General features: G+C 67.0%; 16 protein-coding genes. 7 read left to right on the plus strand and 9 right to left on the minus strand.

Features of this window, described 5'->3' with window-relative positions; genetic code table 11:
* Window positions 1-25 precede the first annotated feature (25 nt).
* The 5 genes from C1A30_RS11600 (at window position 26) to phoU (ending at window position 5,114) form a co-directional block, all read left to right on the plus strand.
* Window positions 26-1,153: a GuaB3 family IMP dehydrogenase-related protein gene (locus C1A30_RS11600; protein ID WP_200828240.1), complete on the plus strand. Its 1,128-nt coding sequence runs from the start codon at window positions 26-28 to the stop codon at window positions 1,151-1,153.
* A 140-nt stretch (window positions 1,154-1,293) separates the two neighbouring features.
* Window positions 1,294-3,027, plus strand: a complete 1,734-nt coding sequence (locus tag C1A30_RS11605) for a GMC oxidoreductase (protein ID WP_101948471.1) — start codon at window positions 1,294-1,296, stop codon at window positions 3,025-3,027.
* A 107-nt stretch (window positions 3,028-3,134) separates the two neighbouring features.
* The gene (locus tag C1A30_RS11610; protein ID WP_101948472.1) at window positions 3,135-3,548 is read left to right on the plus strand and encodes a hypothetical protein; all 414 of its coding nucleotides are present in this window, start codon (window positions 3,135-3,137) and stop codon (window positions 3,546-3,548) included.
* 57 nt (window positions 3,549-3,605) lie between these two features.
* Entirely contained in the window at window positions 3,606-4,418 is an 813-nt protein-coding gene (locus C1A30_RS11615) for an alpha/beta fold hydrolase (protein WP_101948473.1), read from the plus strand.
* Window positions 4,419-4,454: 36 nt separating this feature from the next.
* On the plus strand, window positions 4,455-5,114 hold the full coding sequence (gene phoU, locus C1A30_RS11620; protein WP_101948474.1) for a phosphate signaling complex protein PhoU: 660 nt from the start codon (window positions 4,455-4,457) through the stop codon (window positions 5,112-5,114).
* Here the strand turns inward: phoU and C1A30_RS11625 are convergent.
* Genes C1A30_RS11625 through C1A30_RS36040 form a run of 6 tightly spaced genes read right to left on the minus strand, consistent with a single transcriptional unit; the run spans window position 5,111 to window position 10,497 of the window.
* Complete coding sequence (locus C1A30_RS11625) at window positions 5,111-5,764, minus strand: DedA family protein (protein ID WP_101948475.1); 654 nt, start codon at window positions 5,762-5,764, stop codon at window positions 5,111-5,113. The genes phoU and C1A30_RS11625 overlap by 4 nt on opposite strands.
* A 31-nt stretch (window positions 5,765-5,795) precedes the next feature.
* Window positions 5,796-6,668, minus strand: a complete 873-nt coding sequence (locus C1A30_RS11630) for a polysaccharide deacetylase (RefSeq protein WP_101948476.1) — start codon at window positions 6,666-6,668, stop codon at window positions 5,796-5,798.
* The gene (speB, locus tag C1A30_RS11635) at window positions 6,665-7,612 is read right to left on the minus strand and encodes an agmatinase (RefSeq protein WP_101948477.1); all 948 of its coding nucleotides are present in this window, start codon (window positions 7,610-7,612) and stop codon (window positions 6,665-6,667) included. The genes C1A30_RS11630 and speB overlap by 4 nt, the downstream gene beginning before the upstream one ends.
* Window positions 7,609-8,373, minus strand: coding sequence for an SDR family NAD(P)-dependent oxidoreductase (locus C1A30_RS11640; RefSeq protein WP_101948478.1), 765 nt, complete (start codon window positions 8,371-8,373; stop codon window positions 7,609-7,611). The genes speB and C1A30_RS11640 overlap by 4 nt, the downstream gene beginning before the upstream one ends.
* A 1-nt stretch (window position 8,374) precedes the next feature.
* Entirely contained in the window at window positions 8,375-9,046 is a 672-nt protein-coding gene (locus C1A30_RS36035) for an SDR family NAD(P)-dependent oxidoreductase (RefSeq protein WP_235009830.1), read from the minus strand.
* Window positions 9,043-10,497: an amino acid permease gene (locus C1A30_RS36040; RefSeq protein WP_235009831.1), complete on the minus strand. Its 1,455-nt coding sequence runs from the start codon at window positions 10,495-10,497 to the stop codon at window positions 9,043-9,045. Before C1A30_RS36040 ends, C1A30_RS36035 begins: the two co-directional genes overlap by 4 nt.
* A gap of 249 nt (window positions 10,498-10,746) precedes the next feature.
* Here C1A30_RS36040 and C1A30_RS11650 point away from each other — a divergent pair, with 249 nt between their 5' ends.
* Together C1A30_RS11650 and guaA are read left to right on the plus strand one after the other, a co-directional pair.
* Window positions 10,747-12,246 (plus strand): PucR family transcriptional regulator, encoded by a 1,500-nt coding sequence (locus C1A30_RS11650; protein WP_101948479.1) that lies wholly within the window; start codon window positions 10,747-10,749, stop codon window positions 12,244-12,246.
* Between the two features lie 29 nt (window positions 12,247-12,275).
* A complete protein-coding gene (guaA, locus tag C1A30_RS11655; protein WP_101948480.1) occupies window positions 12,276-13,835 on the plus strand; it encodes a glutamine-hydrolyzing GMP synthase in 1,560 nt (519 codons plus the stop codon).
* Window positions 13,836-13,839: 4 nt separating this feature from the next.
* Here the strand turns inward: guaA and C1A30_RS11660 are convergent, their stop codons facing one another.
* From C1A30_RS11660 to C1A30_RS11670, 3 genes are read right to left on the minus strand one after another with little or no spacing between them, the layout of a single operon-like run.
* Window positions 13,840-14,739 carry a MerR family transcriptional regulator gene (locus tag C1A30_RS11660; RefSeq protein ID WP_101948481.1) on the minus strand — a complete coding sequence of 300 codons (900 nt, stop codon included), beginning with the start codon at window positions 14,737-14,739 and terminating at the stop codon, window positions 13,840-13,842.
* Window positions 14,736-16,199 (minus strand): NAD(P)/FAD-dependent oxidoreductase, encoded by a 1,464-nt coding sequence (locus C1A30_RS11665; RefSeq protein ID WP_101948482.1) that lies wholly within the window; start codon window positions 16,197-16,199, stop codon window positions 14,736-14,738. The genes C1A30_RS11660 and C1A30_RS11665 overlap by 4 nt, the downstream gene beginning before the upstream one ends.
* Window position 16,200: 1 nt before the next feature.
* Window positions 16,201-17,118: a reductase gene (locus tag C1A30_RS11670; protein ID WP_101948483.1), complete on the minus strand. Its 918-nt coding sequence runs from the start codon at window positions 17,116-17,118 to the stop codon at window positions 16,201-16,203.
* Window positions 17,119-17,124: the final 6 nt, after the last annotated feature.

Genomic DNA, 17,124 nt, shown 5'->3' on the forward strand with positions numbered 1-17,124 from the left:
CAAGGGGAGCCCCACCGTGCGCGACATGGTTGAAATCGGCATGGGCAGAACCGCCCGCCGCACCTACGAACTCGACGACATCAACATCGTTCCGTCCCGGCGGACACGGTCCAGTCAGGACGTGTCGACGGCCTGGCAGTTGGACGCATACCGATTCGAGATCCCGGTGATGTCGCATCCGACCGACGCGTTGGTGTCGGTCGAATTCGCCATCGAACTGGGGCGGTGCGGTGGCCTCGGCGTGCTCAACGGCGAGGGGCTGATCGGTCGGCACGCCGACGTCGAAGAGAAGATCGCGCAGGTGCTCGAGGCCGCCGAGAAGGAGCCCGAACCCTCGGCCGCGATTCGGCTGTTGCAGCAATTGCATTCTGCGCCACTGGATCCCGATCTGCTGGGTGCTGCGGTGGCGCGCATCCGCGAGGCGGGCGTGACCACGGCCGTTCGGGTCAGCCCGCAGAACGCGCAGTCGCTGACGCCGGCGTTGGTGGCGGCGGGCATCGACCTGTTGGTCATCCAGGGCACCATCATCTCGGCTGAGCGCGTCGCGCAGGACGGTGAGCCGCTCAACCTGAAGACCTTCATCTCCGAGTTGGACATACCGGTGGTCGCGGGCGGTGTGCTCGACCACCGCACCGCGCTGCACCTGATGCGCACCGGCGCGGCGGGCGTCATCGTCGGCTATGGGTCGACGTCCGGGGTGACGACCACCGACGAGGTGCTGGGCATCAGCGTGCCGATGGCGACGGCCATCGCCGACGCGGCCGCCGCCCGCCGCGAATACCTCGACGAGACCGGCGGCCGCTACGTGCATGTGCTGGCCGACGGGGACATCCACACGTCCGGTGATCTGGCCAAGGCCATCGCCTGCGGCGCGGACGCGGTGGTGCTTGGCACGCCGCTGTCGACGGCCGCCGAAGCGCTCGGCGGCGGCTGGTTCTGGCCTGCCGCGGCGGCCCACCCGTCGCTGCCCCGCGGCGCGCTGCTGCAGGTGGCGATCGGTGAGCGGGCGCCGCTGGAGCAGGTGCTCAACGGCCCGTCCGACGATCCGTTCGGCTCGCTCAACCTGGTCGGCGGGCTGCGCCGGTCGATGGCCAAGGCCGGATATTGCGACCTCAAGGAGTTTCAGAAGGTCGGCCTGACGGTCGGCAGCTGACCTCTTCCGCGAGCAGACATAGAAACGTGTAATCAGCGCCGGTTTCGTACGTTTCTGTGTCTGCTCGCCGAGAAACCGCGCTTTACAAATTAGGCCCCCCTGTCTAGAACTAGGCGAGCGCTAAGTCCATACTGGGGAGCATGAAACCTGACTATGACGTTCTGATCATTGGTTCGGGGTTCGGGGGGAGTGTCACCGCGCTACGCCTGACAGAAAAGGGCTATCGCGTCGGGGTGCTCGAAGCGGGCCGCCGGTTCAACGACGAAGACTTCGCCAAGACCTCGTGGAACCTGCGGAAGTTCCTGTGGGCGCCGAAGCTCGGCATGTACGGCATCCAGCGGATCCACCTGTTGCGCAACGTCATGATCCTGGCGGGCGCGGGCGTCGGCGGCGGATCGCTGAACTACGCCAACACCTTGTACGTGCCGCCGGAGCCGTTCTTCAACGATCCCCAGTGGAAGAACATCACCGACTGGCGCGCAGAGTTGATGCCGCACTACGACCAGGCTCAGCGCATGCTCGGCGTGGTGGAGAACCCGACGTTCACCGACGCCGACCGCGTCATGAAAGAGGTCGCCGACGACATGGGCGTCGGCGACACGTTCGTGCCGACGCCCGTCGGGGTGTTCTTCGGCCCTGACGGGCAGAAGACGCCAGGCAAGACAGTCCCCGATCCGTACTTCGGCGGCGCAGGCCCGGCGCGCACCGGCTGCATCGAATGCGGCGAGTGCATGACCGGGTGTCGGCACAACGCCAAGAACACGTTGGTGAAGAATTACCTGGGTCTGGCGGAAAGAGCTGGGGCAGAAGTCATTCCGCTGACGACCGTCACCGGATTCGAGCAGTCCTCCGACGGATTGTGGCAGGTGCGTACCGCCCGAACGGGCTTGCTGCCTCGTAAGCGGCGCACGTACACCGCCACGCATGTGGTGCTGGCCGCCGGGACGTACGGCACGCAGAAGTTGCTGTTCAAGATGCGCGACAAGGGCAAGCTGCCGAGGCTGTCCGACAAGCTCGGCGTGCTGACGCGGACCAACTCGGAGTCGATCGTCGGCGCGGGCCGGTTCACCGTCGCACCCGACTTGGACCTCACGCACGGCGTCGCGATCACCTCGTCGATCCATCCCACGTCGGACACGCACGTCGAACCGGTGCGGTACGGCAAGGGCTCAAATGCCATGGGACTGCTGCAAACCCTGATGACCGACGGGGACGGACCGGAGGGCTCAGACGTGCCGCGCTGGAAGCAGTTCTTCCAGCAGGCCGGTGAGGATCCGCGCGGCATGCTGCGGTTGCTCAACCCGCGACGCTGGAGCGAGCGGACGATGATCGCACTGGTGATGCAGCACCTCGACAACTCCATCACCACTTTCACTCGGCGCACGAAGTTCGGCTTCCGCCGACTCGACAGCAGGCAGGGCCACGGTCAGCCGAATCCGTCGTGGATCCCGGCTGGCAACGAAGTGACCCGCCGGATCGCTGAGAAGATCGACGGGGTTGCGGGCGGCACGTGGGGTGAGTTGTTCAACATCCCGCTCACCGCCCACTTCCTCGGCGGGGCCGCGATCGGCGACACCCCGCAGACCGGCGTCATCGATCCGTATCAGCGGGTGTATGGATACCCGACCCTGTCGGTGCACGACGGGGCCGCTGTGTCGGCGAATCTCGGTGTGAATCCGTCTCTTTCGATCACCGCGCAGGCCGAGCGGGCGGCGTCGCTGTGGCCGAACAAGGGCGAGGCGGACCAGCGTCCGGAACAGGGCCAACCGTACAAGCGGCTGGCGCCGATCCCGCCGGAGCATCCGGTGGTGCCCGCCGACGCACCGGCGGCGCTGCGACGGTTGCCGATCCAGCCGGTCAGTTCAGCGGGCTGACAGCAAGCTCTACGTAAAGCCGCACCGGTGATTCTGGTGGCAGTCACCTGGGCGCAGGTATGAATCTCGCTGTCTTGTCGTGAGTTTGCGAGGAAAGCGAGATTCCGTTGTCGTTGACCACTGCCCACATCCGTAAGCGGGCATCCTTTTCCGTCGGTGTCGCCGCCGTCGCGGTCGGCATGCTGTCGGTTGCGTGTAGCTCCCACGGGACGCCCGCGCCGACATCGACGACCTCGACGACGACAACGACGTCCTCGGCCAGCCACCACGACAAGCACGAGCAGTCCGGCGGCTCGTCGAACAGCGGCGGCGGCGGTGGGGGAGCGGCGCCCGTTCAGACGGAGACGGAGACCGTGGCGCCCAGCACGGTGACCAACACCGAGACGGACGTGCAGACGACGGTGCAGACGTCGGTGGCCACCCAAACCCAAACGGTGACAGCCACTCCGACGTGGCAGCAGCACGAGCAGAACGGCCGCAACGACAATCGCGACCAGTTCGGATCCCGGCAGCAGCATTGATGTCACTACCCGCGAGGTAATCGACACGGGGCCGATCGGGCGGTCAGCATTTCGGACATGCCGAGAATGCTGACCGCCGACCGCGCCGAGTGCTTCTACACCGATCAGGGGGACGGGCCTTGCGTCGTCTTCACCCACTCCTGGGCGCTGAACTCTGACCAGTGGACCTATCTCGTCGCGGCTCTGCTCGACGCGGGGCACCGTTGCGTCACCTTTGACCGACGCGGTCACGGCCGATCCGACCGGCATGGCGGCGGTTGGAGCATGGACCTGCTCGCCGACGATCTCGCGCAACTCATCGAACATCTCGACCTCAAAGATGTGACGCTCGTGGGACATTCGATGGGCTGCAGCGAAATCGTCCGGTACGTCACGCGGCACGGCGACAGCCGGATCTCGGGTGCGGTGTTCCTCGCGCCGATCCTGCCGCTGCTGGTGAAGACCGCAGACAACCCCGACGGCGTCGACAACTCCCACCTCGAGGCGTCGCTGGACCTGCTTCGCCGCGACGTGCCGCAGTGGTGTGCGGACAACGCGCCCCCTTATTTCGGTGTGAATCCCGGCGTTTCGGCGGGGATGACCGAATGGACCACCAGGCAGATCATCGACACCCCGGTCAAGACGCTGGTCGACACGCTGAGGTTGGGCGCCGAGACCGATTTCCGTGCCGAGTTGCCGCCGTTCGACGTGCCCACGCTGATCATCCACGGCGATGCCGACGCCTCCGCGCCGATCGAGATCACCGGCCGCAAGACCGCTGCGTTGCTGCCCGACGCGGCGCTGATCGAACTGCCAGGGGTGGGCCACGGCCTGTACGTCACGCATGCGTCTCTGATCGCCGAAGAGGTCGCCAAGGTCGCCGTGTCGTGAGTTTGCAGACCGGGTGTGCGGGGTACCTGCGACCACATGCGGACGATGTACCACGAGGAACTGTCCGCCTTGTGCAGCCGGGTCGCCGACATGTGCGGGCTCGCCGCCGACGCGATGGAACGCGCGACGCAGGCGTTGCTCGGCGCTGACCTGTCGGTCGCCGAGCAGGTGATCGCCGACCATGAACGCATCGTCGCGCTCAGCAGGCAGACCGAGGCGTCCGCGCTCAAACTGCTCGCGTTGCAGCAACCGGTCGCCGGCGACTTGAGAAGCATCCTGACCGCGATACACGTCGGGGCGGACACCGAGCGGATGGGCGCGCTGGCGGTGCACGTCGCGAGCATCTCGCGGCTGCGTCATCCCGAATGCGCGCTACCCGACGAGGTGCGGGCAAGTTTCGCCGAAATGGGCTCGCGGGCAGTCAATTTGGCGCGCACGGCCAAGGAGGTGCTCGAGTCGCGGGATCCGGCCGTTGCCGCCACCCTGCGCGCGGACGACGATGCCGTCGACGCCGCGCACCGGCACCTGTTCACCCTGTTGATCGATCGCAAGTGGCAGGACGGGGTCTGCTCCGCTGTCGACGTCGCGCTGCTCGGCAGGTACTACGAACGGTTCGCCGACCACGCGGTGGAGATCGGTAAGCGGGTGATCTTCGAGGCGACCGGCGGCCTGCCGGACCACAAGAAGATGGCCTAGTGCCGCCGCAGCGACTCCCAGTCGTGTTTGTCCTCCAGATGGGCGATCGCCTTGGCGGTGCGCTCGCGTAGCAGCAGCGTCATGCCGATGCCGACGAGCACCGCGACCACCAGCGCGATCCACGAGAACCGCGACAGCCACTTCTCGGCGGCCAGGCCCAGGTAGTACACCACCGCGGTGGTGCCCCCGGCCCAGAACAGCGCGCCGGTGGCGTTGGCGGCCAAAAACCGCGGATAGCGCATCTTCAACGCGCCCGCCAGCGGGCCAGCCAGGATGCGCAACAGCGCGATGAACCGCCCGAAGAACACCGCCCACACCCCCCACCGGTGAAACAGCTGCTTGGCGAGGGCGACGTGACCCGTGCCGAAATGTTTCGGGAAACGGTTGCCCAACCGTTCGAACAGCGACATGCCGTAGCGGTGGCCGATCGAGTAGCCGATGGTGTCCCCGACGACCGCGCCGATCGTGGCCGCCGCGCCCACCGCGACCGGGCTGATGTCCAGGGTGTGGCGCGACGCCAGCAGCGCGGCGCTGACGAGCACGATCTCTCCCGGCAGCGGGATGCCGAGGCTCTCGATGCCGATGACGGCACCGACGAGGAGATAGATGGCAATCGGCGGGACCGTCTGCAGAATCGCGTCCACGTTCACGCCGCTAAGAATGCCCTATCTCGGGCCGGTGCTAGAAGTCCCGTTCGTCAGGTTTGTCGACACTGCGCGGGGTCAGGCCGAGACTGCGGACGTGCGCAGCGATTTGGTCCAGGCTGGCGACCCAGACGTCGTCGTGGGAGCACACGTAGGAGATCAGGCCCTCCAGCGCCTTCGCCCGCGACGGGCGCCCCGACAGGAACGGATGATTCGTCAGCACGAAGCAGGCGCCGGCCTCCCGTACCGCATCGAACTCCAGCTTCCACATCTCGACGGCCTTGACCGGACTCTCGATCAAACCCGATCCGGAGAAGTCCGGCACATAGCAGTACTGTTCCCAGTCGTCGAGCGCCCACTGAATCGGGATCTCGACCAACGGGCCGCCGCCGTCGACGGCGAGCTCATAGGGGTGGTCGGTGTCCATCAGGCTGCTGTCGTAGGTGAATCCCCTGTCCCGCAGCAACTTCGGTGAATGCCAGTTCAGCTCCCACATCGGCGCGCGGTAACCGGTGGGCCGCACACCTGCGACGGTGTCCAGCGCCTCGAGGCCGCGGTCCAGGATCGCCGCCTCCTGCTCCTCCGTCAGCCCGAACATCGCTTCGTGCAGATAGCCGTGGTGGGCGACCTCATGGCCAGCGCCCACGATCGCCTTGATCACCTCCGGGTAGCGCAGCGCGGTGTAGCCCGGCACGAAAAAGGTTGATGTGACACTGTTTCTGGCGAGGATGTCGAGCAGCCGCGGCACACCGGTGAGCGGCCCGTACGCCTGGTGACTGATCGCCGACATCCTGGCGGCATGCGTGGTGGACACCCCGAGCATGGCCGATTCAGCGTCGACGTCGAAGCTGAACGACACCGCGCAGCGCGCACCGTTGGGCCACGCGATCGGCGTCGCCGGGACGCTCATCGGCTGGATTTCTGCGCCAGCAGCGACACGAACTCGTATGCCAGGTACGCCGCGGCGATGCCGGTGATCTCGGCGTGGTCATAGGCGGGCGCGACCTCGACGATCTCCGCGCCCACGAGGTTGAGCCCCTCGAAACCACGTACCAACCCCAGCAATTCGCGACTGGACAGCCCGCCGATCTCGGGGGTGCCGGTAGCGGGGGCGTGCGCAGGGTCGAGCACGTCGATGTCGATCGACACGTACAGCGGATGGTCGCCGATGGTCTCCCGCAGCTGCTCGACGACGTCGTCGACGGTGCGTTTCTGGAACGCCGAGCAGTGCACGATGGTGAAGCCCAGTTCCGCATCGTCGTCGAGGTCGTCGGGGGTGTACAACGCCCCGCGGATACCGACGTGCGCGCTGTGGCCCGCGACGAACAGGCCTTCCTCCGCGGCGCGCCGGAACGGTGTGCCGTGCGTCAGCGGCGCGTCGAAATACGTATCCCAGGTGTCGAGGTGGGCGTCGAAGTGCACCAACGCCACCGGCCCGTAGCGGCGATGGTGGGCGCGCAGCAGCGGGTAGGCGATGGTGTGGTCGCCGCCAAGGCTGACGATCTTGGCGCCGCTGTCGATGAGCGCCGACGCATGTTCTTCGATCTGGCGTACTGCGGTCGCAATGTCGTACGGCGTGCAGGCGATATCGCCGGCGTCGACCACTTGCTGGCTCGCGAACGGGGACACGTCCAACGCCGGGTTGTACGGCCGCAGCACCCGGGAACACTGCCGAATGTGGGAGGGGCCGAAGCGGGCGCCGGGCCGGTAGCTGACACCGGCGTCGAACGGGATGCCCACGACGGCAACGTCATAGCTGTCGACGTCCTCGATTCTCGGCAGCCGCCCGAAGGTTGTCAGCCCTGCGTACCGGGGTACCACACGGCCGTCGACCGGCCCGATCGGTTCACTCATACTCGACTCCTCGTCGTCCCGCCGTTCACCTGAATCGTCTGGCCCACCAACGCGCCAAGGTCTTTGCGCGCCAGCAGCGCTACTGCAGAAGCGATTTCGTCAGGCCTTCCGATCCTTCCGATCGGTATGCCGCGGCTGTATTCCTCGTGCATCTCGGCCAAACTCACCTTCGCGTTGTCGGCGTCCACCTGTAGTTGCGGGGTGTCGATCACCCCGGGCGCGACAGCGTTGACGGTGATGTTCTCGGGAGCCAGTTCTCGCCCAAGGGTTTTCGTCAACGCGATCAGTCCCGCCTTCGAGGCAGAATAGGCGCTGGATTCCGGCCACCCGGTGACACCCCATTCCGAGGCGATGATCACGATGTTGCCGCCACCGGTCCTGCGCATGCCTGCCAGCACCGCCTGAATCAGGTAGACCGTGCCGGTGAGGTTCGTGTCGATGACCTTCCACCAGTCCTGTTCGTCGTGCTCGACGAACGGCGCCATGGTCATGTAAGCGGCATTGCACACCAGGATGTCGATCGGTCCGTGGGTGGTTTCGGCGGCGCCGACGAGGCGCTTGACCGCGTCGGGGTCCGAAATGTCGCCGACTGCTGGGAAACCTCTGGTTTCGGCGACTACGGCGCTCATCCGCTCATCGTGTGTGAGCCCGTTGACGCCGACGGTGGCGCCGTCGCGCGACAGTCTGCGCGCGATCGCCGCGCCGATCCCCTGGGTGGCGCCGGTGACCAGCGCGATGCGTCCTTGCTGTGGGCCTGCCATCTCAGATCACCGCCCCGCCGTTGGGCGAGAGGACTTCGCCGACGAAGAAGTCGGCGTCGTCAGTCAGCAGGAATCGCACGACTTCGGCGATCTCGTCGGGTCTGGTCAGCCGCCGGTTGGGGATCGTGGCCAGGTAATCCGGTGCGCGCCACGGCGAGTCGGCGTCCAACAGCGGGGTGTCGGTGGGGCCCGGTGCGACAGCGTTGACGCGGACACCGCGACCCGCGACCTCGGCCGCGAGGCTACGCACCAATCCGATGATCGCGCCCTTGGCCGCCGCGTAGTGCGCGTCACCGTCGCCGCCGCCGATCGCCAACTCGGACGCGATCGCGACGATCGAGCCGCGGCCGCGGTCGAGCATCGACGGCAGCACGCTGCGGGTGATGTTGCGCAGCCCGCCGAGGTGGACACGCAGCATGCGGTGCAGCTGCTGGCCGGTGATGTCCGCGATCGGGATCATCTCGTAGTGGCCTGCCGCGGACACGACGGCGTCGACCGGCCCGATCTCGTCGACAACGCGCGCCACCGCGGTCGCGTCGGATACGTCGACGACATACGTTGCGGCCGAATCGATGTCGAGACCGGCCACGGTATAGCCGTCGTTCGTCAGCGCTGCGGTGACGGCGGCCCCGATCCCGGAAGCCGACCCGGTGACGATGGCGGTGGGAGTCACGAAGCGTCGGCGCCCAGTCGATGGGCGATCGGATCCTCCATGCGGTTGCGCACCGTCAGGAAGATGGCCAGTCCGATCACCGCGAGCGCCGCGGTCGTCAACACGCTGGCCCAGTTGATGTACCACGGCTGGTCCGGCTGCGTACGCGGCCAGGCGACGTTGACGGTCTCGAAGATGATCCACAACGAGGCCAGATACGTCACTGGCGCGCCCCACCGGCCGAGGTTGAACGGTCCCGGCCGCCACTTGCCGGTCAGCCGCGCGATCGCGGCACCGATCACCGGAACACCGAACGCGATGTAGAACCCGATGATGTTGAAGTTCACCAGCACGTTGTAGAACTTCGTGCCCGCGAGCAGAACGAACACGACGGCGACGACCCCGGTGAGCGCGATGGCGTAGACGGGCAGCCGTTCGGGGCCTGCCAGTCCGCCGAGAATCTTCGAACCGGGCAGAGCGCGATCGCGCGCAGCGCCCCAGATGCAGCGCGACACCGCGGCCTGCACCGCGAGAAAGCTTGACACGAAACCGATCACGAACATGGCCAGCAGTGGTTTGGTGATGCCCGCGCCGAGGTGGGCGGTCAGGGTGTCGGCCACCACGTCGCCCGACTGCGACTGCACCACCGAGGTGAGATTGGGGATGGACAGGATCAGCGCCGCACTGGAGAACATCACCACCAGGCCGACGAGCAGCAGCGCCAAGATGATCGCCTTGGGCACATTGCGTTCCGGTTTGTCGACCTCCTCGGCGATTGAGCCTGCGGCCTCGAACCCGAGGAAGGACCAGCCGACGTAGGCGATCGCGAGCAGCATCGGACCGGATGTCCACGCCTCGGCGCCGGGAATGCCCGCACTGGAGAACAGCACCGAGAACGGGTTCTCTCGATAGAACAGCAGCAAGATCGTGCCGAGGCCGAGCGACCCGACGATCTCGCACGTAATGCTCACCGCGACAACGATCTTCAGGCCCTGGCGGCCGATCATGTTGATCAGCGTGCTGGCGGCGATGATGCAGATGGCGACCACGGCGATCTGCCAACGATCGGGTTGCGCGACCCCGAAGATCTGCAACAGGAAGCCGCTGGCGGCGTACGACAGCGTGCCGAGGGCCAGCGTCAGGCCCCACATGTACGCCCATGCGGCGGCCCAGCCCCAGCTGGCACCGCGGACGTGGCGCGACCATTGGTAGACGCTGCCCGCGTACGGCCATCGCGAGGCCAGCTCGCCGAACACCGCCGCGACCAGCAGCTGACCGATGAGCACGATCGGGAAGGCCCAGAAGAACTTCGGCCCTGCGGCGAACAGCCCGAGCGTGAAGATCGCGTAGACCGCGGCGATCGGTGACACGTCGGCGAACGCAAGTGACAGCGCCGATCGGAAGCTGAAGCCGCGCAGCAGCTGCGGCGGACGGTCGTCTGAAGCTGGTTGGGTGTCCAGCGGCTGGGCCATAGCGCCTCCCGTGGTCAGTGGTATTGAGGCATCACTGTGGGCTTGTCGCCGCGCGAACAGAAGTAGATGTTCGTACAGAGGAAGTGCTGAAAGTTAGATGATGATCTAACGTTGATCGGTGCAGTGCCGAGGTTCCGATCCCATCAACCGTCGCGCATACGACCTGAACAGGCGGTTTCGGTGGCGAACCGAGTCGCAACAGCCACGTAACCGCACATTGCGGCGACGTGAACTTCCCGGGAGGCGCTGATGGTCTATCGCGTCGCGGATCTGGTCGACACCCCGCATCTGCGCGTCCAGGTGCGCGCCGGGGCCGCCGGTTTGGACCGACCGGTCTCATGGGCGCAGACCTCCGACCTCGAGGAGCCGTGGTCGTACCTGGCCGGCGGCGAGTTGCTGATGAAGAACGGGCAGACGCTGCCCGAGTCGGCCCGCGGTCAGACCGCGTTGATCAGAGGCCTGGCGGAGAAGGGGATGTGCGGTCTGGTGATCGGGTTGGACGCGGCCACCCCCGAACTCACCCCGGCGGCGATCGCATTGGCCGACCAGTTGCGCTTCCCCGTCATGGTGGTGCCGTACTCGATCGGCTTCGGCGCCATCGGGCGCGCGGTGGCCGACGCTGACGCCGACAGTGGACGGGTCGTCACCACCGAACGCGTGTACAACGTCATCCGGCAGTCGGTGACCCAGTCCACGCGGTCAAACGTGTTCAGCCAGTTGGGCCGTGACCTGTCCTGCCGACTGGCAGTGCTCGACGCGGCCACCGGGGAGGTGGCCCTCGACGGCTCCAAACCGGTACCCGGACAGTTGCGTCGCGCCGTCATCGACGAAATCGCGGAACGGCGAGGCGCGGTGCCCGGCGTTCTGCACGTCACGGCCGAAGGCACCCGGGCGCTGGTGGTCGAAGTGCCGGACGAGGAGCCGACCGTGCTTGTCACCTATGACTTCCACGGTCCCGCAATCGATCTCGTTCACCTGCAGCACCGCGCATCGGCGGTGGCGGTGCTGCTCGCGCAACAGAACGTGCGACTCGAACACGAACGACGCATCGGCGCTGAGGTGATGGCCCAACTGTGCGACGGCAGGATGACCGCGCGGGAGGCCGACCGGGAACTGGCGGAGCGGGGGCTCAAGGCGTCGGACTGTTCGATAGTGGCGGCGGGCGGCGTGCTGCCCGCCGGTGAGCGGCAACTGCACCTCAACCTCGGTCGACGATCCGTGCCGCATCTGCTGCTGCGGCGCGGCGACCTGCTGTATGCGCTGATGCCCGTCACCGATCAGTCGTTGGCCGCGCTGCGCCAGCGACTCGGCGCTGCGGCCACGGTGGGGATCAGCGAGCCGCTCGCCAGACCGGGCCGCGCCCCGACGGCGGTGCGGGAGGCGACATGGGCCGCGCGCGTCGCCGAGACGGCGCCCGACCGCATTGCACGGTTCGCCGACGCGACGATGTTCTCCGTGCTGCGAGACACCGACGAGGCGCAAGTGGTCGTCGACCGGGTGCTCGGCCCGCTGATCGGTTATGACGCGCGACACTCCGCCGAGATGGTCAAGACGTTGGACACCTTTTTGCGGTGCGACAGATCCTGGGTGCAGACGGCGGCGGCGCTGAACGTCCATCGGCAGACCGTGGTGTACCGCATTCAGCGCATCGAGCAGATCACCGGCCGCCCGATCTCCGAGACGGCGGCCATCGCCGAGTTCTGGCTGGCGTTGCGGGCGCGCGACCTGCTGGCGTCGCCACGTCCGTAGCGCCTGCCGTCGCCAACTAGACTGACCCAGTGGAATCAGCATCGCCCCGCCCCGTCCTGGTGGTCGACTTCGGCGCCCAGTACGCCCAGCTGATCGCCCGCCGCGTGCGTGAGGCACGGGTGTACTCGGAGGTCATCCCGCACACCGCCAGCGTCGAGGACATCAAGGACAAGGACCCGCAGGCCATCGTGCTGTCCGGCGGGCCCGCCAGCGTGTACACCGATGGTGCGCCGCAACTCAACCCGGCCGTGTTCGACCTCGGCGTTCCGGTGTTCGGCATCTGCTACGGCTTCCAGGCCATGGCGCAGGCGCTCGGCGGCACGGTCGCCAAGACCGGCACCAGTGAATACGGCCGCACCGAGCTGAATGTGTCTGGCGGACAACTGCATTCGGACCTGCCCGCGCGGCAGCCGGTGTGGATGAGCCACGGCGACGCGGTGACCGCCGCGCCCGACGGGTTCGACGTGGTGGCCACCAGCGCAGGCGCGCCGGTGGCGGCGTTCGAGAACAGGGCCCGTCGACTGGCCGGTGTGCAGTACCACCCCGAGGTGATGCACACCCCGCACGGTCAGCAGATCCTGAGCCGGTTCCTGCACGAGTTCGCCGGCATCGACGCATCCTGGACGCCCGCGAACATCGCCGACTCGCTGGTCGAGCAGGTCCGCAACCAGATCGGCAACGGACGCGCGATCTGCGGACTGTCCGGTGGGGTGGACTCCGCGGTGGCCGCCGCGCTGGTGCAGCGGGCCATCGGTGACCGGCTGACCTGTGTGTTCGTCGACCACGGATTGCTGCGCGCCGGTGAGCGCGCCCAGGTGCAGCGCGACTTCGTCGCGGCCACCGGGGCCAACCTGGTCACCGTCGACGTGGCCGATAAGTTCCTCGAAGCGCTGTCCGGGGTCACCAATCCGGAAGGCAAGCGCAAGATCATCGGGCGCCAGTTCATCCGTGCGTTCGAAGGCGCGGTGCGCGACATCGTCGGCGACGGCGGCGGCGAGGTCGAGTTCCTGGTGCAGGGCACGCTGTATCCGGATGTGGTCGAGTCGGGCGGCGGCACCGGCACGGCCAACATCAAGAGCCATCACAATGTCGGCGGCCTGCCGGACGACCTGAAGTTCAAGCTCGTCGAGCCGCTGCGGCTGCTGTTCAAGGACGAGGTGCGCGCGGTGGGCCGCGAGCTCGGCCTGCCGGAGGAAATCGTTGCGCGCCAACCATTTCCGGGACCCGGGCTGGGTATTCGGATCGTCGGTGAGGTCACTGCCGACCGACTCGATACGCTGCGCCGCGCCGACGCGATCGCCCGCGAGGAGTTGACGTCGGCGGGGCTGGACCACCAGATCTGGCAGTGCCCGGTGGTGCTGCTGGCCGACATCCGGTCCGTCGGCGTGCAGGGCGACGGCCGCACCTACGGACATCCGATCGTGTTGCGGCCGGTGTCCAGTGAGGACGCGATGACCGCCGACTGGACGCGGGTGCCTTACGAGGTGCTCGAACGCATCTCGACGCGCATCACGAACGAGGTGCCCGAGGTGAACCGGGTGGTGCTGGACATCACCAGCAAGCCGCCCGGCACCATCGAGTGGGAGTGACTTTTTAGCGCGAGTCCTGCTCGCCGGGGTCGGCCGCCACGTAGTCGGCGAGGATCTGGCTGACCAGTTCCTCGATCGTCGACTCGATCGACGACGCCAGTGTCGCGGTGACCGCCGCCACCGCCTGCGTGCGGAACCGCACCAGCATCGTGATCAACTCGGCGACTTCGGTGTCGTCGGGCAACCCGACGCCGGGTTTGATCCTGTCCTGCACATGCTCGGCGCCCGCCTGCACCAGGATCGCGCTGATCTGGTCGACCAGTGGCAGCACCTGCTCGTGGATGTCGATCAGCTTGTCGATGGATACCCCGTATTCGCGGATGTCGTTGAAGGCCTCGATCAGCTTGGGCCGCACCACGATTGCCTCGTCGTTCTCGATGCGGACCAGCCCCGAGCCGACCAGTCGATCGAAGGCGGCGTCGTCGTTGATCAGCCGCCGCGCCTGGGAAACCGGCATCGTCTGCGGCTTCTCCGCCGCCCAGGTGCCTGCGATCGCCGACTCGAGCCCGAGCACCGAACCCAGGTCCTTGCCCTGCTCCCACGCGCTGAGCATCTCGTGGACGTGGGCGATGTTGTAGCCGCGGTCGAGCAGCGACGTGATCAGCCGCAGCCGGGTCAGGTGCGTGTCGTTGAACAACGCGATCCGCCCGACGCGCAGCGGCGGGTGCAGCAGCCCCCGGTCACGGTAGACGCGGATGTTGCGGGTCGTGGTGCCCGCGAGCCGGGCCAGATCGTCGATGCGGTATTCGCCCGACGCCGCCACCCCGTGCGGATGCACCGCGGCGTCGAACAACTGCGATACGGCGGTTTCGATGACGTCGCGCGAACCACGCTGAACCCGGCGGCGCAGGCCCTTCAACACCGTCGAGATCGCGCCAGGCTGCTGGCGCGGACCGGCGGTCATGCCACCGCGGCGTAATCGGTGTACCGGAAGTCCCGCATCTGACGAAGATACTGCGTCGCAAAGCCCGGGTACATCGCCGCGTTGAAACCGTCGGCCGTCAGGTACCAGCTGCTGCAGCCCGACATCCACGTCGTCTTGGTCAGCCGCTTCTGAATCCGTTCGTTGTAGCGCCGCTGCACGTCGGCGCGCACGTCGAGGTAGCGCAGGTGTCGGCCGAGGATCGTGGTGATGCCGCGGACGGCGTAGTCGATCTGCCCCTCGACGTACACCAGCAGCGAGTTGTGCCCTGGACCGGAATTGGGTCCGGTCATGAAGAACAGGTTGGGGTAACCGTTGGCGTTGATGCTCTTGTAGGCCTGCGCCCCGGTGGCCCACTCCTCGCGCAGCGAGCGTCCGCCGATGCCGAGGACCGGGTACGGCGGGCCGGTCAGGTGCACGTCATAGCCGGTGGCGAAGACGATGCAGTCGAGGTGATGCTCGATCCCGTCGCTGGTGCGGATGCCGACCGGACTGATGGTGGCGATCGGCCAGTCGATGAGTTTGCAGTTGTCCCGTTGCAGCGCCGGGTAATAGTCGCTGGACACCAGCATCCGTTTGCACCCCGGTGTGAAATCCGGTGTCAGCTGGCGGCGCAACCACGGGTCCTTGACCTGACGGTGCAGGTGCGCCTTGCCCAGCCGGGCCACCAAACCGGTGAGCGGGGTGTCCCACACCAGTGCGGTCGCCGAGATCTCGTGCCCCCAGAACAATGCCTGTCGGGCAAGCTCCTGTGCCGCAGGCACTTTCGCGAACAACGCCTGGGCGGCGGTGGGCATGGCGGTGTCGAGGCGGGGCAGCACCCAGCCGGGTGTGCGCTGGAAGACCTTGACGAAGTCGGCCTTCTCGACGAGTTCGGGGATGATCTGCACCGCGCTCGCGCCGGTGCCGATGACCGCGACCCGCTTCCCGGCGAAGTCGTAGTCGTGATCCCAACGGGCGCTGTGGATCTTGTGCCCCCGATAGGTGTAAAGACCGCGGATGGCCGGCCAGTCGTGGTCGGGCAGCGGGCCGGATGCCAGCACGACGGTGCGAGCATGAAAAGTAGTGGAGCGCTTGCCTTTCGCCCGCACCGTCCACACGCCGTCGGCCTCGTCGAACTCCAAGCCGGTGACCTCCACACCGAACCGGATGCGACGCCGCAGGTCGTGCGCGTCGACCATGTCCTCGATGTGCTGGCGGATCTCCTCGGCAGGGGAGTACGCGCGTGACCACGCCGGGTTCTGCACGAACGAGAACGAATACAGCAGCGACGGAATATCGCATGCCGCACCGGGATAGGTGTTGTCACGCCAGGTGCCGCCGACGCGGTCGCTGCGGTCGACGATGACAACGTCGTCCACACCGGCCTGGATCAGCTTGATCGCCGCGCCGATGCCGGTGAATCCGGCGCCGACGATCAGGGTGTCGTGTGGTGCGGTCATGTCAGGCCGCCGGCTCGTGGGTGACTTCCTTGACCCAGGTCGGTACCGACGGCAGCAGCGGCCGCGGATACCGATCCGACAGCCACACCATCGAATTGGCCAGCAGGTGATAGGGATGGCGAGGGTTGGTGACCACCCCGGCGTAGCGCCGCAGGAACCGGTAGGTCGGTACCCGGCTGGTGTATTCGCCGCGGTCGCCGAGCTCCTTGAACCGCTTGACGGCGCGGTAGAGCCGTTCGGGTTCCATGCCCATGGCGGTGATCTCGTTGCGGATCCTGTTGATCAGCGGGGCGCCCATGATGGCGCCGATGATGAGGCCGGGGGTGGCGTGGTGGCCGACGAAGTCGATCAGCAGTCGTCGGATCTTGGCATGCCCGATCATGTCGAGAACTTCGAAATCGACGACGAGGTGCCGTGATTCGTCGTTGTTGATCTTCTCGAAGACCTGGTGGCACACCGGATCGTGGACCTCGTCGAGCAGGAACTTCAGCAGCGCGCCGTCGAGTGCGACTTCGAGCATCGGGATCACGGTCCCGAGCAGCGACAGCGGCATGTCGTCGGCCCAGCGATCCAGCCAGTCGATGGCCAGCCGGATGTTGACGTTCGGTTCGGGGACCTCGCCGTCGGACAGCATGCCCCAGCGCTTCATCAGCGCCAGTTCGGCGTTGGCGTGCCGCTGCTCCTCGGCGTGGAAGTAGCGGTAGATCTCGGCGATCGTCGGCGTCGGCGCCTTCTTGGCGAGTGCGGCGAAGCCGCGGGCGCCGATGTTCTCGATCCAGCACAGGTCGGCCATGAACGCCTTCAGCTGCGGTCGTTGCTCGTCGGTGATCAGCTCCGCACCGGGTGCGGCCCAGTCGATGTCGGCCAGGGCCCATTGGCGATCCTTGATCTTGTCGAGCATCGCATCCATGTCGATCATGGGTCC

This window comes from Mycobacterium sp. 3519A (genome assembly GCF_900240945.1).
Taxonomy (GTDB): Bacteria; Actinomycetota; Actinomycetes; order Mycobacteriales; family Mycobacteriaceae; genus Mycobacterium.